General features: G+C 30.2%; 28 protein-coding genes and 2 pseudogenes. 18 read left to right on the top strand and 12 right to left on the bottom strand.

Annotated features, from left to right (window positions below):
- Nucleotides 1-3: 3 nt before the first annotated feature.
- The 10 genes from GQR92_RS07205 to GQR92_RS07160 form a co-directional block, all read right to left on the bottom strand.
- Nucleotides 4-1,071: a M20 family metallo-hydrolase gene (locus GQR92_RS07205; RefSeq protein ID WP_158838465.1), complete on the bottom strand. Its 1,068-nt coding sequence runs from the start codon at nt 1,069-1,071 to the stop codon at nt 4-6.
- Nucleotide 1,072: 1 nt separating this feature from the next.
- Nucleotides 1,073-1,849, bottom strand: coding sequence for an acetylglutamate kinase (gene argB, locus GQR92_RS07200; RefSeq protein WP_158838464.1), 777 nt, complete (start codon nt 1,847-1,849; stop codon nt 1,073-1,075).
- Nucleotides 1,850-1,927: 78 nt separating this feature from the next.
- A complete protein-coding gene (locus tag GQR92_RS07195; RefSeq protein WP_158838463.1) occupies nt 1,928-2,866 on the bottom strand; it encodes an acetylornithine carbamoyltransferase in 939 nt (312 codons plus the stop codon).
- 45 nt (nt 2,867-2,911) lie between these two features.
- A complete protein-coding gene (gene proB, locus GQR92_RS07190; protein ID WP_158838462.1) occupies nt 2,912-3,676 on the bottom strand; it encodes a glutamate 5-kinase in 765 nt (254 codons plus the stop codon).
- Nucleotides 3,677-3,754: 78 nt separating this feature from the next.
- A complete protein-coding gene (locus GQR92_RS07185; RefSeq protein WP_158838461.1) occupies nt 3,755-4,951 on the bottom strand; it encodes a glutamate-5-semialdehyde dehydrogenase in 1,197 nt (398 codons plus the stop codon).
- A gap of 145 nt (nt 4,952-5,096) precedes the next feature.
- Nucleotides 5,097-6,227 carry an aspartate aminotransferase family protein gene (locus GQR92_RS07180; protein WP_158838460.1) on the bottom strand — a complete coding sequence of 377 codons (1,131 nt, stop codon included), beginning with the start codon at nt 6,225-6,227 and terminating at the stop codon, nt 5,097-5,099.
- A 39-nt stretch (nt 6,228-6,266) separates the two neighbouring features.
- Nucleotides 6,267-7,058, bottom strand: a complete 792-nt coding sequence (gene proC / locus GQR92_RS07175; RefSeq protein WP_158838459.1) for a pyrroline-5-carboxylate reductase — start codon at nt 7,056-7,058, stop codon at nt 6,267-6,269.
- Between the two features lie 82 nt (nt 7,059-7,140).
- On the bottom strand, nt 7,141-8,124 hold the full coding sequence (gene argC / locus GQR92_RS07170; protein ID WP_158838458.1) for an N-acetyl-gamma-glutamyl-phosphate reductase: 984 nt from the start codon (nt 8,122-8,124) through the stop codon (nt 7,141-7,143).
- Nucleotides 8,125-8,174: 50 nt separating this feature from the next.
- Complete coding sequence (locus tag GQR92_RS07165; RefSeq protein WP_158838457.1) at nt 8,175-9,350, bottom strand: argininosuccinate synthase; 1,176 nt, start codon at nt 9,348-9,350, stop codon at nt 8,175-8,177.
- Nucleotides 9,347-9,964 carry a GNAT family N-acetyltransferase gene (locus GQR92_RS07160; RefSeq protein ID WP_158838456.1) on the bottom strand — a complete coding sequence of 206 codons (618 nt, stop codon included), beginning with the start codon at nt 9,962-9,964 and terminating at the stop codon, nt 9,347-9,349. The genes GQR92_RS07165 and GQR92_RS07160 overlap by 4 nt, the downstream gene beginning before the upstream one ends.
- A 619-nt stretch (nt 9,965-10,583) precedes the next feature.
- Here GQR92_RS07160 and GQR92_RS07155 point away from each other — a divergent pair.
- The 16 genes and pseudogenes from GQR92_RS07155 (at nt 10,584) to GQR92_RS07080 (ending at nt 21,694) form a co-directional block, all read left to right on the top strand.
- A complete protein-coding gene (locus tag GQR92_RS07155; protein WP_158838455.1) occupies nt 10,584-10,997 on the top strand; it encodes a DUF2141 domain-containing protein in 414 nt (137 codons plus the stop codon).
- Between the two features lie 31 nt (nt 10,998-11,028).
- Nucleotides 11,029-12,390, top strand: coding sequence for a 2TM domain-containing protein (locus GQR92_RS07150; RefSeq protein WP_158838454.1), 1,362 nt, complete (start codon nt 11,029-11,031; stop codon nt 12,388-12,390).
- Nucleotides 12,390-12,713 (top strand): 2TM domain-containing protein, encoded by a 324-nt coding sequence (locus tag GQR92_RS07145; RefSeq protein WP_158838453.1) that lies wholly within the window; start codon nt 12,390-12,392, stop codon nt 12,711-12,713. The genes GQR92_RS07150 and GQR92_RS07145 overlap by 1 nt, the downstream gene beginning before the upstream one ends.
- Nucleotides 12,714-12,715: 2 nt before the next feature.
- Nucleotides 12,716-13,003, top strand: a complete 288-nt coding sequence (locus tag GQR92_RS07140) for a 2TM domain-containing protein (protein ID WP_158838452.1) — start codon at nt 12,716-12,718, stop codon at nt 13,001-13,003.
- Between the two features lie 4 nt (nt 13,004-13,007).
- Nucleotides 13,008-13,343, top strand: a complete 336-nt coding sequence (locus tag GQR92_RS07135) for a 2TM domain-containing protein (protein WP_158838451.1) — start codon at nt 13,008-13,010, stop codon at nt 13,341-13,343.
- A 3-nt stretch (nt 13,344-13,346) separates the two neighbouring features.
- Nucleotides 13,347-13,658 (top strand): 2TM domain-containing protein, encoded by a 312-nt coding sequence (locus tag GQR92_RS07130; protein WP_158838450.1) that lies wholly within the window; start codon nt 13,347-13,349, stop codon nt 13,656-13,658.
- A gap of 120 nt (nt 13,659-13,778) precedes the next feature.
- Nucleotides 13,779-14,534, top strand: coding sequence for a LytR/AlgR family response regulator transcription factor (locus tag GQR92_RS07125; RefSeq protein WP_158838449.1), 756 nt, complete (start codon nt 13,779-13,781; stop codon nt 14,532-14,534).
- A gap of 200 nt (nt 14,535-14,734) precedes the next feature.
- Nucleotides 14,735-15,052: a VF530 family DNA-binding protein gene (locus GQR92_RS07120; protein WP_368074173.1), complete on the top strand. Its 318-nt coding sequence runs from the start codon at nt 14,735-14,737 to the stop codon at nt 15,050-15,052.
- A gap of 39 nt (nt 15,053-15,091) precedes the next feature.
- Nucleotides 15,092-15,202: pseudogene (locus tag GQR92_RS18160) on the top strand (DNA-binding response regulator); the annotation flags it as partial.
- Between the two features lie 154 nt (nt 15,203-15,356).
- On the top strand, nt 15,357-15,827 hold the full coding sequence (locus GQR92_RS07110; RefSeq protein WP_158838447.1) for a nuclear transport factor 2 family protein: 471 nt from the start codon (nt 15,357-15,359) through the stop codon (nt 15,825-15,827).
- Between the two features lie 54 nt (nt 15,828-15,881).
- A complete protein-coding gene (locus tag GQR92_RS07105; protein ID WP_158838446.1) occupies nt 15,882-16,259 on the top strand; it encodes a DUF302 domain-containing protein in 378 nt (125 codons plus the stop codon).
- A 221-nt stretch (nt 16,260-16,480) separates the two neighbouring features.
- Entirely contained in the window at nt 16,481-17,548 is a 1,068-nt protein-coding gene (locus tag GQR92_RS07100; RefSeq protein ID WP_233270049.1) for an AAA family ATPase, read from the top strand.
- Between the two features lie 6 nt (nt 17,549-17,554).
- Complete coding sequence (locus tag GQR92_RS07095) at nt 17,555-18,202, top strand: DUF4276 family protein (RefSeq protein WP_158838445.1); 648 nt, start codon at nt 17,555-17,557, stop codon at nt 18,200-18,202.
- A gap of 139 nt (nt 18,203-18,341) precedes the next feature.
- Nucleotides 18,342-19,343, top strand: a complete 1,002-nt coding sequence (locus tag GQR92_RS07090) for a DHH family phosphoesterase (RefSeq protein ID WP_158838444.1) — start codon at nt 18,342-18,344, stop codon at nt 19,341-19,343.
- Nucleotides 19,344-19,510: 167 nt separating this feature from the next.
- On the top strand, nt 19,511-21,082 hold the full coding sequence (locus GQR92_RS07085; protein WP_158838443.1) for a helicase HerA-like domain-containing protein: 1,572 nt from the start codon (nt 19,511-19,513) through the stop codon (nt 21,080-21,082).
- 45 nt (nt 21,083-21,127) lie between these two features.
- Nucleotides 21,128-21,694, top strand: coding sequence for a hypothetical protein (locus GQR92_RS07080; protein WP_158838442.1), 567 nt, complete (start codon nt 21,128-21,130; stop codon nt 21,692-21,694).
- Between the two features lie 31 nt (nt 21,695-21,725).
- On the opposite strand, the pseudogene GQR92_RS18230 reads toward GQR92_RS07080, so the two are convergent.
- Nucleotides 21,726-22,629: pseudogene (locus GQR92_RS18230) on the bottom strand (IS982 family transposase).
- Between the two features lie 302 nt (nt 22,630-22,931).
- Between GQR92_RS18230 and GQR92_RS07070 the strand changes: the two are divergent.
- Nucleotides 22,932-24,374, top strand: coding sequence for a glyceraldehyde-3-phosphate dehydrogenase (locus tag GQR92_RS07070; RefSeq protein ID WP_158838441.1), 1,443 nt, complete (start codon nt 22,932-22,934; stop codon nt 24,372-24,374).
- Nucleotides 24,375-24,672: 298 nt separating this feature from the next.
- Entirely contained in the window at nt 24,673-25,026 is a 354-nt protein-coding gene (locus GQR92_RS07065; RefSeq protein WP_158838440.1) for a hypothetical protein, read from the top strand.
- A gap of 111 nt (nt 25,027-25,137) precedes the next feature.
- On the opposite strand, the gene GQR92_RS07060 is transcribed toward GQR92_RS07065, so the two are convergent.
- Nucleotides 25,138-25,800 carry a hypothetical protein gene (locus GQR92_RS07060; protein ID WP_158838439.1) on the bottom strand — a complete coding sequence of 221 codons (663 nt, stop codon included), beginning with the start codon at nt 25,798-25,800 and terminating at the stop codon, nt 25,138-25,140.
- Nucleotides 25,801-26,044 lie beyond the last annotated feature (244 nt).

Here is a 26,044-nt window from a genome sequence, read left to right as displayed (position 1 = left end):
TTTTTAAACAATTACACGATTCAACAATTCTACATATATTTTAATTCCTTCTTCAATTTCAGCCAAATATATAAATTCATCGGCAGAATGAGAACGTGTACTGTCTCCAGGGCCTAATTTTAAAGATTGGCAAGTTAAAACAGATTGATCAGATAAAGTAGGAGAACCATAAGTTTCTCGTCCCATGGCAATACCTGCTTTTACTAGATCGTGATTGGTAGAAATAGAAGAGGAGTTTAAGCGTAAACTTCTAGGTGTAATTTTTGTACAAGGTGATTTTTCTTGTAAAATATCGGCAATTTCTTTATTAGAATATGCATCGTTTACACGAACATCAACAACTAAATCTACATGAGCAGGAACAACATTATGCTGTTTACCCGCATTAATTTGTGTAACCGTCATTTTTACATCGCCTAAAGCAACAGAAGGTTTGTCGAATTTAAAATCTTTAAACCATTGTAAAACTTCTATGGTATTATAAATAGCATTGTTGTTATTTGGGTGTGCAGCATGACTTGGAGTTCCTTCTACAACGGCATCAAAAACAACTAAACCTTTTTCTGCAACCGCTAAATTCATTAATGTTGGTTCGCCAACAATTGCCACATCAATATGTGGAATTATTTTTAGCATACTATTCAATCCGTCTGGACCACTGTTTTCTTCTTCTGCAGAAGCTACAATAACCAAATTGTATTTTAAGTTTTCTTGTTCGTAAAAATTAGTGAAAGTTGCTATTAAGGAAACCAAACATCCACCGGCATCATTAGAACCTAAACCGTATAATTTTCCGTCTTCTACAATCGCTTTTAAAGGATCTTTTGTATACGCAGAGTTTGGATGAACTGTATCATGATGAGAGTTTAGCAATAAGGTTGGTTTGCTTTCATCAAAATGTTTGTTGGTTGCCCAAATATTATTTTTTGTTCTTTTAAACGGAATTTCATTTTCTATAAACCATCCTTCTATAAGTTTGGCTGTATTGTGCTCTTCTGTAGAAAAAGATTGGGTTTCAATCAAATTCTTTAAAAGATCAATTGCGTTTTCTGTTAATTTTTCGATCCTCATTTTATAATGTAATGGTTGTAAAATTATCGTTTTCTTTTGTCAACATAGAAGTATTTCCGATGTTTACTCTTGCTACTCCGTTGTTTAAAGCATCAAAGCAATTGTCTATTTTAGGAATCATTCCGTCAGTAATAATTTTATCAGCTAACAATTCTTTATATGTTTTAGAATTGATCACTTTTACTACTGAATTTTTATCATTAAAATCTTTTAAAACACCATTCAATTCAAAACAATAATAAATGGATGTTTCATAGATTTTACTCATTCCAACTGCAATTGTACTTGCAATGGTATCTGCATTTGTATTTAGTAACTGACCGTTACCATCGTGCGTAATAGCGCAAAATACTGGTGTAAATTTTGCTTTTATTAATTTATCAATAGCATTAGAAGCTACTTTTTTTACATCACCCACAAAACCAAAATCAACTTCTTTTACAGGTCTTTTTTCTGATTGTATGCTGTTAATATCTGCACCTGTTAAACCAATGGCATCTATTTGTAAAGCCTGTAATTTAGCAACTATATTCTTGTTTACCAAGCCACCATAAACCATGGTAATTACTTCTAAAGTTTCTGCATCAGTAATACGTCTACCATTTACCATTTTAGATTCGATGCCTAATTTAGAAGCAATATGAGTAGCACGTTTTCCGCCTCCGTGAACTAAAATTTTATTCCCTTCTAAATTAGAAAATAATTTTAGAAAAGCATGTAAAGAAGTTTCATCTTCTATAATGTTTCCTCCAATTTTTATGATTGATAGTTTTTCCATTTTTCATGTTTCTGTCATTGCGAGGTAAGAAGCAATCTCTTCATTAATAGGCAGATTACTTAGTACCTCGCAATGACGTTAGTTGTTTTCTAATATCTTTTTCAATACCAATTGAGCAGCATAAGTTCTGTTATTTGCTTGCTCAATAACTAAAGAGCTATCAGAATCTAAAACGGCATCTTCTACCACAACATTTCTTCTTACAGGCAAACAGTGCATAAACTTAGCGTCACCAAGTTTGTCTTTGGTAATCATCCAATCTAAATCTGTTTTTAATACTTTTCCGTAATCCTCATAAGAACTCCAGTTTTTAGTATATACAAAATCTGCATCTTTTAAAGCTGCTGCTTGATTGTGATAAATAGGTGTGTCTTTTGTAATTTCTGGATTCAAATTATATCCTTCTGGATTTGCAATTACAAATTCAACATCCATTTTTTGCATAGCCTGTACAAAACTATTTCCAACAGCATGTGGCAAAGCCTTTACATGTGGCGCCCAACTTAAAACTACTTTTGGTTTCTTTTTGGTGGCGTTTTCAGAAATAGTAATAGCATCTGTTAATCCTTGTAACGGATGACCGGTTGCACTTTCCATACTTACAATTGGCACAGAAGCAAATTGTACAAACGATTTTAAAACCTGTTCTGATTCGTCTAGTTCTTTGTCTGTTAAGGTAGGAAAAGCCCTTACAGCAATAATATCGCAATATTGAGATACTACAGCGGCTGCTTCTTTTATATGTTCTGCTGTGTTTCCATTCATCACAGTTCCATCTCCAAATTCAATTCCCCAAGCATCACCAGAAACATTCATTACAATAGGATCCATTCCTAAATTTAATGCTGCTTTCTGGGTACTTAAACGTGTACGTAAACTAGAATTAAAGAATAACAATCCTAATGTTTTGTTTTTTCCTAATTGGATGTTTTTTAAAGGGTTTGCTTTAATTTCTTTGGCTTCTTCAATCCAAGAATTGATGTTGTCAATGTCGTTAATAGAGGTGTAATTCTTCATATTTTTATTTTAACAATAGTCTTAAGTCCATTGCAATTGATAGTCTTATTTTATTTTTGTAAACGCAACCTTATTATCAAAAGCATTGGTCATAAAATTGTCTTCTAAACCATTTACAATCCAAGTTTCTATGTTTGCGTTTTTTGCAAGTTCTGCAGCTTCAATTTTAGAAGCCATTCCGCCACTTCCGTGGGATGATTTAGAATTTACAACTTCATCTTTTAAATGATCAAAATCTTCAACCACCAAAATAGTTTCTGGCGCGTTGTTTTTAAAAGACTCTTTGGTGTAAATTCCGTTGGTGTTTGTGGCAATAATTAGCAAATCTACATGTAATAAAGTAGCCGTTAAAGCTGCTAGTTTATCATTATCACCAAACTGAATTTCATCGGTTGCAACCGTATCATTTTCGTTAATAATAGGAATGTAATTATTGTTTACCAACACATTTATAGTGTTTACAATATTGGTTTTACTTTGTTGTTTTTCAAAATCTGAATAGGAGAGAAGGCATTGAGAACTCAATAAACCATACTCTCTAAAAATTTCTTGATAGATTCTAATTAAATGTGGCTGACCAATAGAAGCCAAAGCTTGTTTTACAAAAACTTCTTCGTGTTTGCTTTCTAATTTTACAAACTGTTTTGCAACAGCAATTGCGCCAGAACTCACAATAATAAACTCGCAAGTATCTTGTAGTTTTGCAATTTGATTTGCAATATCTTCAATTTTACCTCTAGAAATATTATCTGTTTCTTTGGTAAGTGTGTTAGAACCTATTTTTAGTAAAATTCGTTTCTTTTTTAGCATTGTATTTGTTTTTTCAACTGCTTACTGTAACTGTAGTTTTGACTGTCAACTGCGACTGAAAAACTGCCAACTAATTTTTTAACTTCTCACCTGTCCGTTTCCATGAACGTACCATTTATTGGTAACCAAGTGTTGCAAGCCAATTGGTCCACGTTGGTGTAATTTGTCTGTACTAATCGCTAATTCGCCACCCAAACCTAACTGACCACCATCTGTAAAACGTGTAGAAGCATTATGATAAACCACTGCAGTATCTACGTTTTCCATAAATACTTTAGCAACTTCAATTTCTTTGGTAATAATTGCTGATGAATGTCCGCCAGCATATTTGTTAATCATTGCAATAGCATCAGAGTTTGAAGCTATTTCACCAATTACAATTTTATAATCTAAAAACTCTTCGTACCAAACTTCGTTTGATGAAATTTGTTCTAGTTTATGGTTCTTAGCAACAGTTGCATCGCCTAAAACCTGAATTTTAGCTTCGTTTAATTTTGAGATTAATGTATTGATAAACGCTTCTTTATTTGGTAAGTTTTCATCAATTAAAACTTTATCAACTGCGTTACAAGCAGATATTTTAGATTTCCCGTTGATAATTACATCAACAGCAATTTCTAAATCTGCTTCTTTTTCTACGTACACAAAGTTGTTTCCTCGTCCGCTAATAATAACTGGGCAAGTAGCGTGTTCTTTAACAAAAGCAATTAAACGTTCTCCACCTCTTGGTACAATTAAATCTACTTTCTGAGTTGGTTTTTCTAAAAATGCTTGTGTTTCCGTTCTGTTAAATTGTAAATATTCTACCCAATCTGTAGAAGCATTGTGCTTTTTTAACGCTTGGTGCCATAATTCTACAATCTTCAAATTAGATTGTAAAGATTCTTTACCACCTTTTAATAATATTTTATTTCCAGATTTAAATGCAATTCCGGCTGCTTCTACGGTAACATCTGGTCTCGATTCATAAATAATAAGAATCGTACCAAAAGAAGCCGTTTTGTTATACACTTGCATTCCGTTATCATGCTTAAAACTAAAACGCTCTACACCTACAGGGTCTTCTTGAGAAGCCAAATGTTTAGCAGCGGCAATCATTTCATCAACCTTTTTATCATCTGCCTTTAAACGATCAAACATAGAAATGTCATCACCTTTATACGCCTCTAAATCTTTTTTGTTGATGCTAATAATAGCTTTTCTTTCTTTTTCAAGAAGTGCTGCCATTGTAAGTAGAACGGCATTTCTAGTTTCTATGGATAATAAAGTGTTCATATTCTTTTAGTATTCAGTTTACAGTTGCAGTTCTCAGTATCAATTCTAAAAAAAAAAACTCTGCGAAAAACGTTGCGTTTTTTTGTTTAATTTTACAGTATAAATGGTTAAAAACTCTCTACGACTCTTTGCTTTTAATAATTATTTATTCTCCTAAAGCATCAACTAATGCTTCAAAAAACTGATCTATATGATCTTTTCGAACAGTTAAAGGAGGTAAAATTCTTAACAAATTTTTATTCATAGCGCCACCGGTAAAAATGTGATAGTCATAAATTAATTTCTTGCGTAAATCTCCAACTTCAAAGTCGAATTCTAAACCAAGCATTAATCCTCTTCCTTTAATATTTTTTATCTGCGGAATTGTCTTTGCAATTTTCATAAAATAGCAAGACATTTCATTTACGTTGTCAATTAAGTTTTGTTCTTCAATAACATTTAAAACAGCCAAACCTGCAGCACAAGCCAAATGATTTCCTCCAAAAGTAGTACCTAACATTCCGAATTTAGATTCGATGCTTGGGTGAATTAATATTCCTCCAATAGGAAAACCATTTCCCATACCTTTGGCAATAGAAATAACATCTGGCGTTACATTATAATGTTGAAAAGCAAAAAACTTACCAGATCTACCGTAACCAGACTGTACTTCATCCGCAATAAAAAAAGTGTTGTTTGCTTTACAAAGAACATCTACTTGTTCAAAAAATTCTGCAGTAGCTTCATCTAAACCACCAACTCCTTGTATAAATTCTACAATAACAGCACAAACATCTCCTTTTTCAAGTTCTGTTTTTACGCTATCAATATCATTTAAATCTAAAATAGTAACTTTTTGTTGTGCGTTAATTGGTGCAATAATATTTTTATTATCGGTTGCAGCAACCGCAGCAGAAGTTCTACCATGAAAACCATTTCTAAAAGCAATAACTCTAGATTTATTGGTTTTAAAAGAAGCTAATTTTAATGCATTTTCATTTGCTTCCGCACCAGAATTACATAAAAATAATTCGTAGTCTTTACAACCAGAAAGTGCTTCTAATTTATCTGCTAATTGAACTTGTAAAGGATTCTGAATAGCATTCGAATAAAAACCTAGTTTTGAAACTTGCTTGGTAATAGCTTCTACATATTTAGGATGTGCGTGTCCAATAGAAATTACAGCATGACCACCATATAAATCTAAATATTCCGTTTTGTTTTCATCATAAACATAAACTCCTTTAGCTTTTACAGGTGTAACATCGTACAGTGGATAAACGTTAAATAATGGCATAATGTTAGTTTTTAGTAGCAATGGGTTTAAACCCGTTGATTAGTTTTTTATTTGGTTGATTTTATCAAATGATTTGTTGATTCCTTTAATTAAAGAAGAGCTTAAACCTTGGTGTTCCATTTCGTTTAAACCTTCTATGGTACAACCTCCAGGAGTGGTTACTCTGTCTATTTCTGCTTCTGGGTGATTGCCAGATTCTTTTAATAAACTAGCAGCACCAAAACAAGTTTGCATTGCCAATTTATGTGCTTCATCGGCTTCAAAACCTAACTGAATGGCACCTTGTGTGGTTGCACGAATTAAACGCATCCAAAAAGCAATACCACTTGCACAAATAACCGTTGCAGCTTGTAATTGATCTTCCGGAATTTCTAATGATTGCCCTAAACTATTAAAAATTGTTTTGGCTAATGCTACCTTTTCTTTCCCTTTTATATTCGGCGAAAGACAGGTCATAGATTGCCCAACTGCAGCAGCTGTATTTGGCATAGAACGAATAATAAAGCGATCAACACCAATAATAGCTTCAATTTTTTCGATAGAAAAACCAGTAATAACTGTAATTATCACATGGTTTTCATTTAAAAGAGGTTTTAAATCTTTTAAAATTTGTTCTAAATGTCTCGGTTGAACAGCAAATATTAAAATATCAGAATTTTTTACAGCTTCTTCGTTATCCGAAGTTAAAACCACTTCATCATAAGCATTAAAACCTGATATTGAGTTTGTATTACGTTTTGTTAAATACAAAGAACTTACCACCTTGTTTTTTAATAAACCCTTGGCGATAGATTGTCCTAAACTTCCTGCTCCAATAATTGCTGCTTTCATAAATTTTTTGTTTTTGGTTGGTGGTTAATGGTTTTTAGTAATGAGAACCATTAACTAACAACCAACAACCATTAACTATATTTTAAAAATAATTCGCTTTTAAATTTAAACCTAACGTTTCTTCAAAACCATACATTAAATTAAGATTCTGAATTGCTGCTCCAGAAGCCCCTTTTAATAGGTTATCGATAGTACTTGTAATTAATAATTTGTTACCATGTTTTTCTAAACCAATAATACATTTGTTTGTGTTTACTACTTGTTTCATGTGAACATCTGTATCAGAAACAAACGTAAAAGCAGCATCTTTATAATATTCCTTGTACATTTTTATAGCTTCTTCTATAGAACCCTCAAACTTAGTGTAGGTCGTTGCAAAAATCCCTCTAGAAAAATTACCTCTATTTGGCATAAAGTTAATTTCCGAATTAAAATCACTTTGTAAACGATTTACAGACTGATTAATTTCTCCTAAATGCTGATGATTAAAAGCTTTATAGTGAGAAAAATTATTATCTCTATATGTAAAATGCGTTGTTGCAGATAATGAAGTTCCTGCGCCAGTTGCACCAGTTACAGCATTAATATGAATGTCATTTTGCAATAATCCATTTGCTGCTAAAGGCAAAATTGCCAATTGCAAAGCAGTTGCAAAACACCCCGGATTTGCAATATACTTAGCTGTTTTTATATTTTCTTTATCTAATTCTGGTAAACCGTACACAAAATCTTTACCTTCAAAATTTTTATCAGCAAGTAATCTAAAATCATTACTTAAATCAATAATTTTTGTGTTGTCAGAAAAAGTAGTTTTCTCTAAAAAAGCAGTTGAATTTCCATGTCCTAAACATAAAAATAAAACATCAACATTTGTATTTATCTCGCTTGTAAAATCTATTTCTGTATCACCTATTAAATCTTGGTGTACTTTGTACAATTTATTGCCAGCATTAGAAGTACTGTACACAAAATTGATATTTGTTTCTGGGTGGTTCAATAATAATCGGATTAATTCACCAGCAGTATAACCTGCACCACCTATAATTCCTACTTCTAATTTTTTCATTTTATGAATGTTTTAGACCTCACAGGTTTTAAAAACCTGTGAGGTCTTTTCTAACTATTTACTTGTCTATATATTTTATTCTGATTTCCTAAGATTTTAATAAATCCTTTTGCATCATCTGCCGTCCAAGCTTTATTTTCTTCACCATACGTACTAAATGCACTAGACATTAAATCGTGGTCAGAAATTATTCCGTCTAAAGAAAAATGATACGGTTTTAAAGAAACCATTACATTACCAGAAACCATTTTTTGAGAACTTTGTAAAAAAGCTTCCGTATCTCTCATTACAGGATCTAAATATTGACCTTCATGTAAATGCATTCCGTAGAAACTAGATAAATATTCTTTGTGTTGTAATTGCCATTTTGTTAAGGTATGTTTCTCTAACAAGTGGTGTGCTTTTACGGTGATTAAAGCAGCAGCAGCTTCAAAACCAACTCTTCCTTTTGTACCAACAATAGTATCTCCAACATGAATATCTCTACCAATTGCAAATTTTGATGCAATATTATTTAGGTTTTCAATATTTACTTCGGGTTTGTTTTCTTGTCCGTTTAAGGCAACAAATTCACCATTTTTAAAAGTCAAGGTAACTTTTTCTTCACCTTCTTTTTCTAATTGAGAAGGATATGCTTCACTAGGTAAAGGAAGTTCTGACTTTAAAGTTTCTACACCACCAACACTAGTTCCCCAAAGACCTTTGTTTACAGAATATTTAGATTTTTCCCAAGGCATATCAATTCCTTCCGCTTTTAAATAATCTATTTCTTCTTGTCTTGTTAATTTTTCGTCTCTAATTGGCGTAATAATTTTAATACCAGGCGCTAAGGTTTGAAAAATCATATCAAAACGAACTTGGTCATTTCCTGCACCTGTACTTCCGTGTGCAATATATTCTGCACCAATACTCTTAGCATATTCTACAATTTCAATTGCCTGAATAATTCTTTCTGCACTAACAGAAAGCGGATATGTACTATTTTTTAATACGTTTCCAAAAATTAAATACTTTACTACTTTATTGTAGAATGTAGCAACAGCATCAATATTTTTGTAAGTAGAAACGCCCATTTTGTAGGCGTTACTCTCAATATGTTTAATTTCTTCTGTTGTAAAACCACCAGTGTTAACACTTACAGCATGTACATCATATTCTTTTGATAAACTTACGGCACAATAAGAAGTATCTAATCCACCACTATAAGCTATTACTAATTTTTTCATTTTTTGTCTTTTTTTAGAAACAAGTTCTGTTTAATATTTTTTAATTTTTGAAAAACGCTTTCTTTAACCTCTTTAGACGCCTCTTTATTATTGTTTTTTGGGTCAAACAACATTCCTGTGCACAAACACATTTTTCTTTCTGTTCTTGTTAAAACATCATAGTTTCTGCACGTTTGACAACCATCCCAAAAGCTTTGGTCGTCTGTAAGTTCAGAAAAAGTAACCGGTTTGTAGCCTAAATCGCTATTTAGTTTCATTACTGCTAAACCAGTAGTAATACTAAAAACTTTTGCATCTGGAAACTTCGTTCTAGAATGCTTAAAGATTACTTGTTTAATAGATTTTGCAAGCCCAATATTTCTATAATCAGGATGTACAATTAAACCAGAGTTGGCAACAAATTTTCCATGTCCCCATTGCTCTATATAGCAGAAACCTGCAAATTTACCATTGTCTAATGCTATTACAGCATTACCGTTTTCCATTTTTGTGGCAACGTATTCTGGTTTTCTTTTTGCGATACCTGTTCCTCTAACTTGCGCTGCATCTTCGATGGTTTTGCAAATAATATCTGCGTAAACAGTATGTGATTTGTTAGCAATTACAATTTCCATTGCATTGTGTTTTTAATTTTATTAAAGTTGTTGTTTGTTTTTGTTTGAATGTAGAACCGGACTCACCTAAATTCCATAATTATCTAAACACCCAAAGGGCGGAAAGAAAAACTACGTCGTACATTAATAATGTTATTGTTTAAAATAACGAGAGACTGTAAGTAAGTTTTGTTGGTAATATTCACGATAAAAAAATAAATGGATAAATACTGTAATAAGTTGACTTGTTGCTAGTGTAGAATATTAGCGACGGCGGTTGCGCAAGCGCAAGCTGGGACTTATTGTAGTACATAATTTATTTTCTCTTGTAGTAATCATACTGCTAAAGTATATATTTTTTTAAAGGTATTGTTAAAAGTGTAGTTGTTTTTTATAAGTTTTATCAAATTTAAACAAATTTGAAGTTTGCGTTAAAAATAAATCAACAGATACCTTAAATAATCTTTTTTTCATAATTTTTAAGTTGATACTATATCTATTTTTTGTTACTTATAACTGCTGTTTTGTCTCAAAATTACAATTCATCCTTAAAAAGTTACAACTCGGTATTCTTTAATTTAAAAAACGAGACTTCTGCGGCATCTTTGTAGCAGCATTAATCACTTAAAAACAATCTATAATGAAACTTATCTTTGCAATTTTAGTAACCGTAATGTTATTTATTACTAATACAGTAACAGCCCAAAACAACATAATTACAGCAACCGTTGTAAATATTACTTCAGATACGGGTAAAGTAGCTTTTGCTTTATATGACAAAACAAATTTTAGAATGAAGCCTTTACAATCTGAAAAAACAAAAATTGTAGACGGAAAAAGTACAGTAACTTTTAAAGACATAGATGTTGGAGAATATGCTATTATTTGTTTTCATGATAAAAATGAGAATCATAAAATGGACTTTAAAACGAATGGAATGCCTTTAGAAGATTATGGAGCTTCTAATAATAATATGTCTTTTGGTCCGCCTAAATTTGAAGATGCAAAATTTAGTGTTACTGATAAAAATGTATCTTTAGAAATTAAATTTTAATAATTTTCTTTTACCATATTAATTCCCGAAGATGAAAACATCAAACACAAATATCTATAAAAAAATAAAAACGGACTTTATAGTTTGTACAAAACTTACCATCGTTTTTGGAGTTATTTTTATAGTTATTAATCAGCAATTTGGTTTAAAAGGAATCGGTTTTACTTTTTTAATTTCGGGTATGTATTCTTTTACCTTAGGATTGGGAAATGGAATTATTAATGAATATTTAAATACAAAATGGGATTGGGTTAAAGAAACCAATAAAAGGGTTTGGTCCGGAATAATTGCTACCGTTATATATACTGTTATTGCTGTTTTAATAATTCACTACATTCAATATATACTTCTTTTTGGGAATTCGGTTGAAAATTTTTTTAAAGGATATTTAGTTTGGGTACATTTATTTGCTATTATATTTTCATTAGGTGTAGCTGCTTTTTTACATGCCAAAGGCTTTATGGTCAATTGGAAATCTGCCATGACACAAGAAAGCACACAGCAACAAATTGTAGCAAAAACAGAAACGGCAAAGTTTGAGTCTCTAAAAAATCAATTAGATCCACATTTTTTATTTAATAGTTTAAATGTGTTAACCAGTTTGATTGGCGAAAATCCTGCGCAAGCAGAAAAATTTACCACAAAATTATCTAAAGTATATCGATATGTTTTAGAACAAAGAAATAAAGATTTAGTACCCATTGATGAAGAATTGAAATTTGCAAAAACTTATATGCAATTGTTAGAGATGCGTTTTGAAGATGCTGTAAAATTTAATATTCCAGATAGTATAAGTACTAATGAGTTAAAAATTGTATCACTCTCTTTACAGTTATTGTTAGAAAATGCAGTAAAACACAATGTGGTTTCTTCTTCTAAGCCTTTAACAATATCAATTTACGAAGAAGATGGTTATTTAATTATAGAAAACAACGTAAATCCTAAAGAAGCAATAGGAAAAAGCACCAAAGTTGGGTTGCAGAATATTGCAGATCGATATGGATTAATCACTCAAAAAGGAGTGAAAATAGAAAACAACAACAAAACTTTTAAGGTGAGTTTACCTCTCTTATATAAAATGAACGATATTATGTACACAGACGATTTAGAAAATAGCAAATATGTAAAAGCAGTAGAAAGAGTAGAAAAATTAAAGGAGTTTTATCAGAATTTAGCTTCTTACTGTATTGTAATTCCTTTTTTAATTTTTATCAATTTAAGATTCTCTTCGGGGTTTCATTGGTTTTGGTTTCCAATTTTTGGATGGGGAATGGGATTGGCATTTCACTTTTTAGAAGTAAATAATTATAATATTTTCTTAGGTAGTAATTGGGAAGATAGAAAGATTAAAGAAATGATGGATAAAGAGAACCAACATAAAAACAGAAGGTAATGGAACGAGAATTTACACAAGAACAGAAATATATATTAGCTAAAAACAGAGTCGAAAAAATTGCTAAGTTTTATAAACACGTGGCAACGTATGTGGTTGTAAATGTTTTTTTAAGTGCAATTTTTATAGTTGGAGATGTAAATGACGGAGACACTTTTAACGAGGCGTTGTTTAATTATCATAATTATAAAATCTGGTTTTATTGGGGAATAGGCATTGTTTTTCAGGCTTTAAATACTTTTGGATTGTCATTGTTTCTAGACAAAGATTGGGAACAAAAGAAGATTGAGAAATATATGAACGAACAACATAAAAGAAGGTAGAAATGGAATCTAATTTCACAAAAGAACAACGGTTTTATAAAGCTCAAAAAAGAGTGAAAAAGATAAAAGGATTTTATACACATTTAAGTGTTTATTGTATTATAATTCCTGTAATCATTTTTACAAACTTAAAATTCGAACCGCATTTTCATTGGTTTTGGTTTTCTGTTTGTGGTTGGGGAACAGGACTTTTCTTTCACTGGTTATCCGTTTTTGGATTTAACTTATTGGGTTTAGGTAAAGACTGGGAAGAAAAGAAGATTCAACAATTTATGAACGATAAAAATTAAGGTTATGCAACAAGATTTTACGCAAGAAGCGAGTTACATAAGAGCAAAAAAGAGAGTAAAAGCTATTAAGGGGTTTTACGTGCATTTAATTGTGTACGTTTTGGTAAACATTTTTATAAGCGGAGTTATTATTTTTGGCTTAACACAAAGTGGGTACAATCTTGTAGATACATTTTCTAATTTTGGGGTGTATTCTACGTGGCTTTTCTGGGGAATCGGAATGTTTTTTCATTGGATGGGAGTTTTCGGATTTAAATCTTTAGGTTTTGGTAAAGATTGGGAAGAAAAGAAGATTAAAGAATTGATGGATCAGGAAGATGAGCACAGTAAAAAAAGATAAAAGATGGAGAATTTAACGGATAAAAAATTATTGAAAGCAAAACTAAAAATTGAAGAAATTAAAAAATTCTACAAGCATTTAGTAACATATATTTTAGTCAATCTATTTTTAACCTTTGTGTGGAAGTTTTCTTTTAAATTATTTGGAAATTTTATAATCAGTAATCAAATTGATGAAGAAGGTTTTGTACATATTCCTATTTGGTTTATTTGGGGAATTTTTCTTGCTCTTCATGCTTTAAAAACGTTTGGGTTTCTTAATATATTTGGTAGAGATTGGGAAGAAAGAAAAATGAAAGAATTTATGAAAGAGTAAAAAAAGGCTCAAAGTTCGTTTATGTCATTCCGAAATGAGCTTTTTTAAGCGATGGAGGAATCTAAATAGTTGAATAATAACAAATACAAATATCTGACGAAGTCTAAAATTTAATAAAAAATGAATGTATTAATAATTGAAGATGAAAAACCGGCAGCAAGAAGGTTAAACCGAATGTTAGCAGCGTTAAATTTAGAAGTTCAGCAGATGTTACATTCTGTAGAAGAGTCTTTAAATTGGTTGCAAAACAATGAACATCCAGATTTAATATTTTTAGATATTCAACTTTCTGATGGTTTATCTTTTGAGATTTTTGAAGAAATTGAAGTAAAATCTGCCATTATTTTTACGACTGCTTATGATGAATATGCGCTAAAAGCCTTTAAGCTAAATAGCATCGATTATTTATTAAAACCTTTAGATGAAGACGAACTAAAAGTTGCGGTAGATAAGTTTAAAGAACATCAGCCAAAACAAACAGATGTTCAAGTAAACTTAGATGATATTCGAAAATTACTGGTAAACCCGGTAGATAGAAAATTCAAGAAAAGACTGACAATTAAAGTAGGTCAACATATAAAAATTATAAATATAGATGAGGTAGCGTGTTTTTACAGCGAAAACAAATCGACTTATATTCATACCAAGGAAAATAGAAATCATCTGTTAGATAATTCTTTAGAATACTGGCAAGAACAATTAAATCCTGAACATTTTTTTAGAGTAAACCGTACTTTTATTGTGCACATAAATGCGATAAAAGACATTATTGCCTTTTCTAATTCTCGTTTAAAATTGATTTTAGATTCGTATACCGAAACAGAAATTATTGTAAGTAGAGAACGTGTAAAAGATTTTAAAAATTGGATTGACTGACGCTGTCAGTTTTAGTATTTTAGTTTGCTTCTAAAAGAATAAAACTCGTACTTCGCTAAATTAAGAATATAAAATATTCAATATTTTAAATTCTCATTTAGAAAATTATTTGGATTAAAAAATACAATTTGCCAACAATGCATATAAAGAACATTAACCAGAACGAGTCGACTGATAAGAATAATCAATCAAATCAACTTTTGGATACAACGTCTAATTCCCAAAAGAATGAAGAATTGTCTGAAGAAAAACCAACTAAACGAAAAAGGAAACAAGCTACTGAAGAACAATTAAAAAACCCGTTTCATGGAGTAAAACTAGTCCAGGTTTTAGAGAGTTTGGTAGCACATTATGGTTGGGAGTACCTAGGAGAACGTGTAAATATTCGCTGTTTCAATAACAACCCAACTATGAAATCTAGTCTTGGGTTTTTAAGAAGAACAGTTTGGGCTAGAGAACATGTTGAGGACGTTTATTTAGAGATGTTAGAAGAAAAAAAGAACAAAATTGAATATTGAAAAAGTAAATGGTTTTTCAATATTTTCTAAAAAGATGCTGTAATTACATATTTTAATTCACGTTTAAAATTAATTTTACATTCGTATAACGAAACCGAAATTATTGTAAGTAGAGAACGTGTAAAAGATTTTAAAAATTGGATTGATTGATACCGTTAATTTACTCCTAAAGGAACCTATAGGTTCGTAGTTAGATTTGTTTGCATACATATGTTCTTATAACTTCGCTAACTTCTGGTAATTGGACTTTGAAACGATGTGATATCATCGTTAACATTAAACTCAATTAAAAAACAGCAACTAAATGGATAATAAAGAAGTAATAAAGAAGTTTTACACGTCATTTTCTAATGGAAATATAACAGGAATGCTAGATTGTTATCATAAGGATATTGTCTTTAAAGATCCTGTATTTGGTAGATTAGAAGGTGATAAAGCTTTTAAAATGTGGGAAATGCTACTGTCTCAGAAAAAGCAAGATACTATTATTAACTTTAGTAATATAGAAGCAACTGCAGAAAGCGGAAAAGCAAATTGGGTAGCAGAATATCTTTATGGAGACAAGAAAAGAAAAGTGGTTAATAGTGTTTCTGCGGATTTTAAATTTAAGGATGGTAAAATTATACAACATTTTGACACTTTTGATTTATGGTCTTGGACAAAGCAAGCAATGGGACTTCCTGGTTATTTATTGGGATGGACCTCGTTTTTGAGAAATAAAATTCAGCAAACGACCAACAACAGATTAGACAATTTTATAAAAAAAAATAACTGAGACAAACTATGTGCCTAAAAATTGCTTTATTAAAATTAACAATCTAAGAGAACTATGAAGTCTGCAATTATTGAAAAAGAGTTTAAAATACCGTTTGATGAATTATATAATGCGATAAGAGCTAATATTGTATTAAATGGATTTTTAGTACTTCATGAAATAGACACTCAGCAAATTGTAGCTAATTTTGACATAAAGATTAAACCTCTTAAGCAAATATTATTTTTCCATCCAAAATATATTGAAAAAATCACCAATCAGGATATTTTAGCAATAAATGAAATTCCTATTAAATTAGTTATTACAGAAAAAGAAAACGGAATTGTAAGTGTGAGTTTTCCTAACCCTGTATTAAATTTAAGTGATTATAATTTAAACAAAGAAATAGCTTTAGCACTTCTTAAACGAGTAACAACTATTTTAGAGTTTTAAAGAGTTGCTGCAAATTGTGTATCTCTTTTACTGCTTATTTTTTTATAAAATAAAAAACTATTTATTATTATAAAAGGTATTACGTTTTTTTTATATTTTACTTGTAACAAATAGTTTAGATATATTATATTAGTAATATAAACTATTTCTATTTTTGCTTACTAAAAATAATAAACTTAAATTTGATTTTTGTCATTCATTATGACGATAACAATATTTTTATGATAATAGATTATATAGAAATAGAAAATTACAAATCAATAAAAAAGATTCATTTAGATTTAAAACCAATTAATATATTAATTGGTTCAAATGGTTCCGGAAAGAGTAATTTTATATCTTTTTTTGAGTTTTTGAATCAATTATATGAACAAAAATTAGAAGAATATATATCATTAAGGGGAGGGCAAGAAAAAATGTTATATCAAGGCTTAAAAGTAAGCCCTTATATAAAAGCTCACTTATCATTTAATACGGGAGTTAATGGGTACTCTTTTACCCTTTCATCTGGAGAAAATAATATGATTTTTACAAATGAAGTTCTTTGGTATTATGATAACCCTTGGTCAATGTCAAATTATACTTCTAAAGCTGGTGTTAAACAGAATAAGCAAGGAAGAGGAGAGTATGTAAATAAATTTTTAAAAAGTTTTAGGAAATACCATTTTCATGATACAGGAAAAAAATCTCCATTTTCACTAACGAGTCATGTTGATAATGATTCCTATTTTCTGTATGAAGAAGGTTCTAATTTGTCTGCTTTTCTAAATTGCATATTAGAAAGTAATAAAATTGTATATAATAGAATAGTTCAAACAATTCAAAGTGTAGCTCCATATTTTTCTGATTTTTTCTTTCAACCTAATGAAGAGGGATATTTAAGATTACAATGGCAGAGTAAATTTAGTTCAACTATTTATGGGGCAAATGACTTGTCTGATGGTACTTTGAGGTTTATTGCACTAACCACTCTTTTTTTACAACCTAATTTACCAAATACAATCATTATTGATGAACCTGAATTAGGTTTGCATCCTTTTGCAATTGCAAAACTGGCAGGAATGATTAAAAGTGCTACATTAAAAAAAGTTCAAATAGTGTTGGCAACACAATCAGCAGATCTTATTAATCATTTTAATGCCGAAGACATCATTACAGTAGATCAAATTAATGGAGAAAGTTTTTTTAGAAGATTAAATGAAGAAAACTTAAAATCTTGGTTAGAAGATTATAACATTGGAGATTTATGGCAAAAAAATATTATTAATGGAGGTCAACCTAATAAATAATATTTTATGAAAAGAATCATTATAATTTGTGAAGGACAAACTGAAATTGAATTTTGTAAAGATGTTCTTGCCCAACATTTTTCGAATAAAAATATATTTATACAAACACCATTAATTAAAAAATCTGGAGGAGGAATAGTACCTTGGAATAATCTTAAAAAACAAATAGAGAATCATTTAAATGAACCAGAAGTATATGTAACTACCTTTATTGATTACTATGGAATTCCTGATAATTATAATTATCCAAAATGGTTACAATCGAATAAAATTTTTGACAAGAATGATAGAATGAGTTTTCTTGAGAATGAAATGAAATTAGACTTGAAAAATAACATTAGGTTTATTCCTTATATTCAGTTACATGAATTTGAAGGTTTACTTTTTAATAATATTGATGTTTTTGATCAACATATAGCTTCAAATGAATTCAATAGTCGTAATGATTTAGTGACAATTATTAATCAATATCCCAATCCTGAGATGATTAACAATAATAGGAAAACTGCACCTTCTAAAAGGTTACAAAACCATATTATTGGATACAATAAAATTGTTTATGGTTCTATATTGGCAGAAAGTATAGGCCTTGTTAAAATTAGAGAGAAATCACCTAGATTTAACAAATGGATTGAAACTTTAGAATCTATTTAATATGTTACTATATTATAATTATCGATTAACAACTATTAAACTTTAAGAACTCACTGCTTCACTTCAATAATAAACCTAACTTCGCATCCTCATAAAAAAATTACAATTGCTGAGTATTTGCAATTGAAAAATACACTACATGAATATTTACCAACAAATAGAAGCAGAGATTCAAGCTGCTTCAAATATCGTTATTACAGCACACAAATCTGCAGATGGAGATTCCATTGGTTCTTCTTTAGGTTTGCTTTATTTTATAGAAAAATTAGGGAAGAAAGCAGTTGTTTGTCATCCAGATAAAGCACCCGATTTTTTAGATTGGTTAGATACTTCGTCTATTTTGTTAATGGAAGAAAATCCAGAAGAAGTAACAGCAGAAATGCAAAAAGCAGATTTAATTTTCTGTTTAGATTACAACGCTACAAATAGAGTAGGGCCAGATATGCAAGCTTTGTTAGAAGCGGCAACTTGTAAGAAAATTATGATAGATCATCATTTGAATCCAGAAGAATTTCCTACAATCACGGTTTCAGAAACTACAGCATCATCAACATCACAATTAATTGTAGATTTAATAGAACAATCGGGTCATTTAGAGTTGTTAGACGAAAAAATAGGAACCCCTTTATATTTAGGTATTTTAACAGATACAGGTAGTTTTAGATTCAATTCTGTAAAGCCAAGAACACACGAGGTTTTGGGGAAGATTTTAGCAGCAGGAGTAGCGCATCATTTAATTCATGAAAAATTAAGTGATAATAATACAGAAACTCGTTTGCGTTTGCAAGGATATGCAATGAGTGAGAAATTAGAGATTTTATACGATTATAATGTGGCCATTATTTCTTTATCTAAAGAAGAATTGGCAAAATATCAATATAAAAAAGGAGATACAGATAGTTTAGCAAACTTGGTTTTATCAATAAAAGGAATGAAAGCTGCTATTGTATTTACAGAAAGAGATGGAATAATGAAAATTTCTTTTAGATCTAAAGGAGCAGAAAATCCAGTAAATGTTTTAGCAAAAGAACATTTTAATGGAGGCGGACATGCAAATGCTTCTGGAGGTATGAGTGATTTAACTGTTGATGAAACTTTAGAAAAATTAAAAGGATTGATTCCTGAATATTTTACAAAATAAGACCAATTGTCTTTTAAAAATTGAAGAAGGTTTTAGCTTTATAAAGAAGTTAGAACCTTTTTTTATGGAGTTTTATTCTATTTTTATCAAAAACTATTTAAAACAAACTCTTTAAATAATTTCACAACAATCAAACTTTGATTATTTTTATCAAAATTTAGTTTTAAATGAGTCAGAAGGAAGAATTTTTTGAATACATCAACAATGGTTACAATACCAAAGGCGATTTTATTGCATTAGGTGCGGCAATGTTAGGGGAGGAAACCATAACAGATGCCATTGTAAAAATTCCACTTAAAACCTTAAATAGGCATGGTCTAATTGCAGGTGCAACCGGAACAGGGAAAACGAAAACACTACAAGTTTTAGCTGAGAATTTATCAGAAAAAGGAATTCCTGTTTTGTTAATGGATATTAAAGGAGACCTTTCTGGTTTGGCACAAGCAAGTCCTGGACATGCAAAAATAGACGAACGTCATGCAAAAATTGGTTTTCCGTTTACAGCACAGAAATTTCCAATAGAAGTGCTTACAATTTCTGAACAAGACGGAACGAGAATGCGTGCCACGGTATCAGAATTTGGACCGGTTTTATTATCAAGAATTTTAGATTTAACAGAAACACAAAGCGGAATTGTTGCCATCATTTTTAAATATTGTGATGATAATAAATTTGCACTTTTAGATATTAAGGATTTTAAAAAAGTATTACAATACGTAACCAATGAAGGTAAAGAAGAAATTCAAGCAGAATATGGGCGAATTTCATCTTCTTCTACAGGAGCAATATTGCGTAAAATTGTAGAAATAGAGCAGCAAGGTGGCGATTTATTCTTCGGAGAAAAATCTTTTGAAGTAGAAGATTTAACACGAGTAGACCAAGACGGAAAAGGAATTATTTCTGTTTTACGTTTAACAGATATACAAGACAAACCTAAGTTGTTTTCTACCTTTATGTTGCAATTATTAGCTGAGGTGTATGAAACTTTTCCGGAACAAGGAGATAGCGGAAGACCAGAGTTGGTCATCTTTATAGACGAAGCACATTTGGTGTTCGAAGAAGCTTCTAAAGCTTTGTTAAACCAAATAGAAAGTATTGTAAAATTAATTCGCTCTAAAGGAATCGGGCTTTATTTTGTAACTCAAAACCCTAAAGATGTGCCAGAAGATATTTTAGCACAATTAGGTTTAAAAATTCAGCATGCATTAAGAGCTTTTACTGCAAAAGACAGAAAAGCAATTAAGTTGGCGGCAGAGAATTATCCGAGTTCAGAATATTATGATACCAAAGAGGTGTTAACGCAATTAGGTATTGGAGAAGCATTTGTATCCGTTTTAAACGAAAAAGGTATTCCAACTCCGTTGGCAAGAACCATGTTGCGAGCACCAATGAGTAGAATGGATATTTTAACAGACAAAGAGTTAAAAAATGTAATTAACAATTCGCGTCTTTTTTATAAGTATAACGAAAACTTAGACAGAGAAAGTGCCTATGAGTTATTAAACCAAAAGATAGAAAAGGTAAATCTTGCAGAAGCAGAAGCTATACAAGCAGAGGCAGATGAAAAAGAAAGAGAAAAAATAGCGAAAGAAAAAGAAAAGGAAAGACAAAGAGAAGAAAGAGCCAGTAGAAGCTCTTCTAGAAGACGAAGCACTGCACAGAACCCATTGATAAAAGTATTAACAAGTGCTACTTTTATTAGAGCTGCATTCGGAATCTTAAAAAAAGTAATGAAATAACAAAACAGTAGAATTAACGTTTAAACAAAGCATAAAAATAAAAAAATGATTAAAAAAAATATCTTACCAATTATAGTAATCGCATTCTCATTATTTATAATTAGTTGTAGTAACAATAATAAGTTTAAAATAGAAAAAGGAAAAGTAGGCGAGATTACAACGACTACTACAATGAAAGATTTAAGTACTATTTTTAAGAATGATTCTATTGTAAAGAATTTAAGTGAAGGAGCACAAGGAGACAATTACTTTCAAGATGATGATGAGTATTTTATTTTTGAAAAAGGGGGTAAGTTGTTGTTAACTATTTTACCTAAAGAACAATTAGATTCAACATCAACTATAAAAAGTATCGAAATTCATGATCCACGTTTTAAAACAGCTTCGGGCATCAATATCAACTCTAGTTTTTCAGAAATAAATGCAAACAATAATATCAATAGAATAGAGTCTACATTTTCTTCTGCAACCTTATTTATAGATGATTTAAATGCTACAATTGCAATAGATAAAGAAGAGTTAGGTTTAAAAGAATTTAATACTCAAAAAGTTACAAAAGAACAAATACCAGATTTAGCAAAAATGAAATCATTTATCGTTTGGTTTAATTAGTCGCTATTTTAGTAAATAACGTGAGTTCGAGCTAATCAATCGCAATATTCGGTAACATATTCGGGATTTTTATAGAAGGTTTTTTAGGTAAAAAAGAATATGCAATTAATCCAGAGATCATATTTGTTATGAAATTATCAAAAGATCTATGTCTAGAATGTTCAATTTGGCAAGTGTTTTTTAGTACATCATTTACTGTTTCGATGATTGCTCTTTTTCTTAGGATAACTTTATCCATATAGTCCATTGCTTTCTTTTTCATGTTTTTTCGAACTTTAGTTATTAAATGAATTCCGTCTACAAAAAGTCTTTCAAATAAATCTTTCCCAATATATCCTTTGTCTCCAAAAATTTTTCCAAATAATTTGTCGTGAAACTTCTTTTTTTGAGAGGGAATCTGTCGTCTACATTGGCTGGAGTGAACATAAAATCAATAATTTCTCCTTTGTCATTGCAGACAATATATAGTTTAAATCCAAAATACACCCCATAGTTCCATAGCTTTTTTTGGCAATATCTTTAAATACTTGATGTTGTTTTTCTCTTTTATAGTGACATACTTTTAAAGGAGTAGAATCAATAAAAGAGATACCTGTGCAATCGCCTAAACAATACATTTTCATAAAAACGGCTAAAGGTTGTGTAACCTTTTTTTGAAGTTCTACAAATCTATTATAAGAAACACAATCTGGAAACAGATCTTGTCTGTATTTACAAATATGGTTTAAGTAAAAGTGTTTAAGGTTTCGGTAAGACTTTAGGTGAAATATAACAAGTATGGTCATCACTTCACTATCAGACATTTTGAACTTTCTATTACGTTTTTTAGTTGTTGAACCATCAGAAATGCTGTTTTTATTAAGAATTAAGTTAAATTCTTTCATAAAATCATCTAAAGAACAGAAAATTTCTATAATTTTACTATCAGAAATCATAAGCAGGATATTTATTAATATATTAGAATTCAGTACTTTAATATACTAAATATTCTGCTTTTTTTATAGGTTTAATTAAAATTTCTTACATCGAACTCACGTTAAATAGATAGTTTCCATTTTTAGAAACTAAAAAAAAACTCAAGGTTGGTATCAGCCTTGAGTTTTTTTTGTTTTTAATAATTAAGCACCAATTCTGTAAAAACCTCATGTTTTTTTTTATTTACGAAAACTTTACGAAATCGATTTCGTGTTCTAAAAAAAAGAAATACTTTTGCCCGAAATTTATATTTAGATATACAATGTCAACAATTTTAAATTACGAAGAAGAAGTTATAGAGCAAGCTCAAAGTAGAAGAGCTACGGTAGAGTTTATAACTATTGTAAACGATTTATGGTACGATAAAGCGATAGAGTTAGTTCTTTTTAGAAATCCTTTGGTAGATAAAAGAGCAAGCGAAGTTTTAAACCTAATAAACTATGCAAAAGAGTTTGTAAGCAAACCCATTTCTATTTATGACGCGTTAGATATTGCAAAAGCAATTCAGCAAATAGACCTACCATCTTCTAAACTAGATATAGGTAAACTAGCGTACGAATGTCATTTAAGTCCTAAAAAGTGTGAAGACAAAGTTGCCTTTGTAAGTAACAAATTAAAAGGAGCTACAGAGTCAGAAGACATTCAACCCAAAGATGTAGTTTTATATGGTTTTGGTAGAATTGGTCGTTTATTGGCAAGAGAACTTATGTCTAAAATGGGTAAAGGTTCTCAATTACGCTTAAGAGCCATTGTTACTCGTGGCGAGATTAATAAAGATGTCTTAGAAAAAAGAGCCTCTTTGTTAAGGATAGATTCTGTACACGGAGATTTTTTAGGAACCGTAGAAATAGATGTAGAACACAATGCATTAATTATAAACGGAACAACGGTTCACTTAATTTCTGCTAATAATCCAGAAGAAATAGATTACACAAAATACGGAATTAAAGACGCGTTAATTATAGACAACACAGGTGCTTTTAGAGATGATGTTGCTTTGGCGAGACATTTAAAAGCAAAAGGAGCAAGCAAAGTTTTGTTAACCGCACCCGGAAAAGGAATTCCTAATATTGTACATGGAGTAAACCACAAACAACACAACCCAGATACGGTAGATATTTTTTCTGCAGCATCTTGTACCACCAATGCAATTACGCCAATTTTAAAGGTTTTAGAAGACAATTTCGGAATCTTAAAAGGGCATTTAGAAACCATTCATGCATACACAAACGACCAAAATTTGGTAGACAATATGCATAGTAAAAATAGAAGAGGTAGAGCAGCAGCCTTAAATATGGTAATTACAGAAACGGGTGCAGGTGCAGCAGTAGCAAAGGCAATACCTGCTTTAAAAGGTAAACTAACCTCTAACGCAATTAGAGTTCCGGTTCCAAACGGATCTTTGGCTATTTTAAACTTACAATTAAATACCATGGTTTCTACAGAACGTGTAAATGCCATTATAAAAAAGTATGCTTTAGAGGGCGATTTGGTAGAGCAAATTAAATATTCTTTAGATAACGAGTTGGTGTCATCAGACATAATTGGTACTACGGCACCAGCAATTTTCGATAGTAAATCTACTATTACAGACAAAGAAACCATTGTTGTTTATGTTTGGTACGACAATGAATATGGGTATTCTCATCAAGTAATGCGTTTGGCAAAACACATTGCTAAAGTAAGACGGTTTACCTATTATTAAAAATCTCTTAGTGCAAGTTCGTTCAATGAAAATTGAATGTAAAAACCCGAAACAATGTTGTTTCGGGTTTTGTTTTTTTAGTAGCTATTTCCTGCTTTCATTACTCGCTTTTTTTATCCCCTAAAAAGGGAATAAAAAAGAGCTCAAACATGCCATTCAATCAGGGCTATAATTTTTTGCTTGCTATAGATATCAATTAGAAATGATATCTTCTACTTGTACGCTTTTAAAAAAATAAGCTGAGGTATATTTTAAAGAGTATCCGTTTTCTTTTTCTTATTTTTGAAAAAAAATCATAATGAAAAACATTCTTTTCTTATTTCTGTTTTTGCCAAGTCTTATTTTAGCACAGAGTTTAGATACACCAAAAAACCCAAAACCAGGTAAGTGTTATGTAAGGCATTCTTCGCAAGATTTTAACTATGATAAAGCAGTTAATAAGAAAAAGTTATGGACAGAAATGGACTGTTACAAAGCAAGAAACTTAACAATTGATGCCGAAAAAGACCGTGCTTTTTTAGAGTATCAAAAACTATTAAAAGAAGAAGGTTTCGATATAGATATTACAGGCACATTAGATTTAAAAACAGCAAAAGCACATAATAAATATTTAAGAAAATCAAAAAAGAGAGCAAGAAATAAAAAGGAATAAATAGATGATAACAAGAAACCCAAAGCATAAAATTATGTTTTGGGTTTCTTGTTATTAAAAAATTTTTTTAAGTATCATTTATTTAGAATAAACCATAAATTGATATTCAACTTAATCTTCTTCAAAAAATTTAATATTAGCGTCAAATTCTTCTTTTATAAACTCTTCTCTACTCATAAAATAATCAGAAGTAGTAAATCTATAAGTAGTATCCTTTTTTTCTAAATACCAAATAATATCATTGGCTTCAACAAAAGCTTCTTCCGCATTTAGTTGTTGTCCAAATAATCGAATAATTACATTATGACTATCTAAATTTTGTGCAAAACATTTCAATACAATTTCTTTTGTAATTGTAGTTTCTGCATTTCTAGAAGGAGTTATTTCAAAATCTACAATGGTTGCTTTTGTGTTAGGAAACTTTCCATTAAAAGCTTTGTATAAGAGCTGATTAATTATAAAAAGAGTTTTATGCAATTCTATTTTTGGATATTCTTCAGAAATTTTATCAACCAACATTTCATAAGAAAGAGAATCAATCTGACCTTCATTTAAAACAGCACCTAGTTTGTAATCTAAAACAATTGCGGCAGCTTCACTGGGGTCTTTATCAGCAATTGCCATAAAAAGTAATTCTCTTAACTCTTTAATTTCGTTTACGTCATTATTTGCAAAATCAAAACGTACTAAAAGTTCTTTGTAATCTTCAATACTCCAAGAGTTTTCTAAGTCATCAACCGTAGAAATTTTGTGTATTTTTATAGCGTATTTCATTTTTTATTCATTTTTGAATGCCAATACAAATTACAGCTTCTTCCATTTAAACACAAGCATTTTTATATAAAATTATGTTATTTTTTATAGTAAGAAGAACAACAATTAGGCGTCATTAATTTTTATAGAAACCTATGTTTTCTAATCTATTTATAGAGTTAACCTTTGTTTTTTATTTGAGAAAACAAACCTTTGTTTCAATGTCTCTTTTCACTATTTTTACCAGTCTAATTAAGCCCTTTTA

The sequence above is a fragment of the Polaribacter sp. L3A8 genome, from assembly GCF_009796785.1.
GTDB lineage: Bacteria > Bacteroidota > Bacteroidia > Flavobacteriales > Flavobacteriaceae > Polaribacter.
Note: the sequence above shows the minus strand (reverse complement) of the source record. Positions and strands in the feature narration are given on the sequence as shown.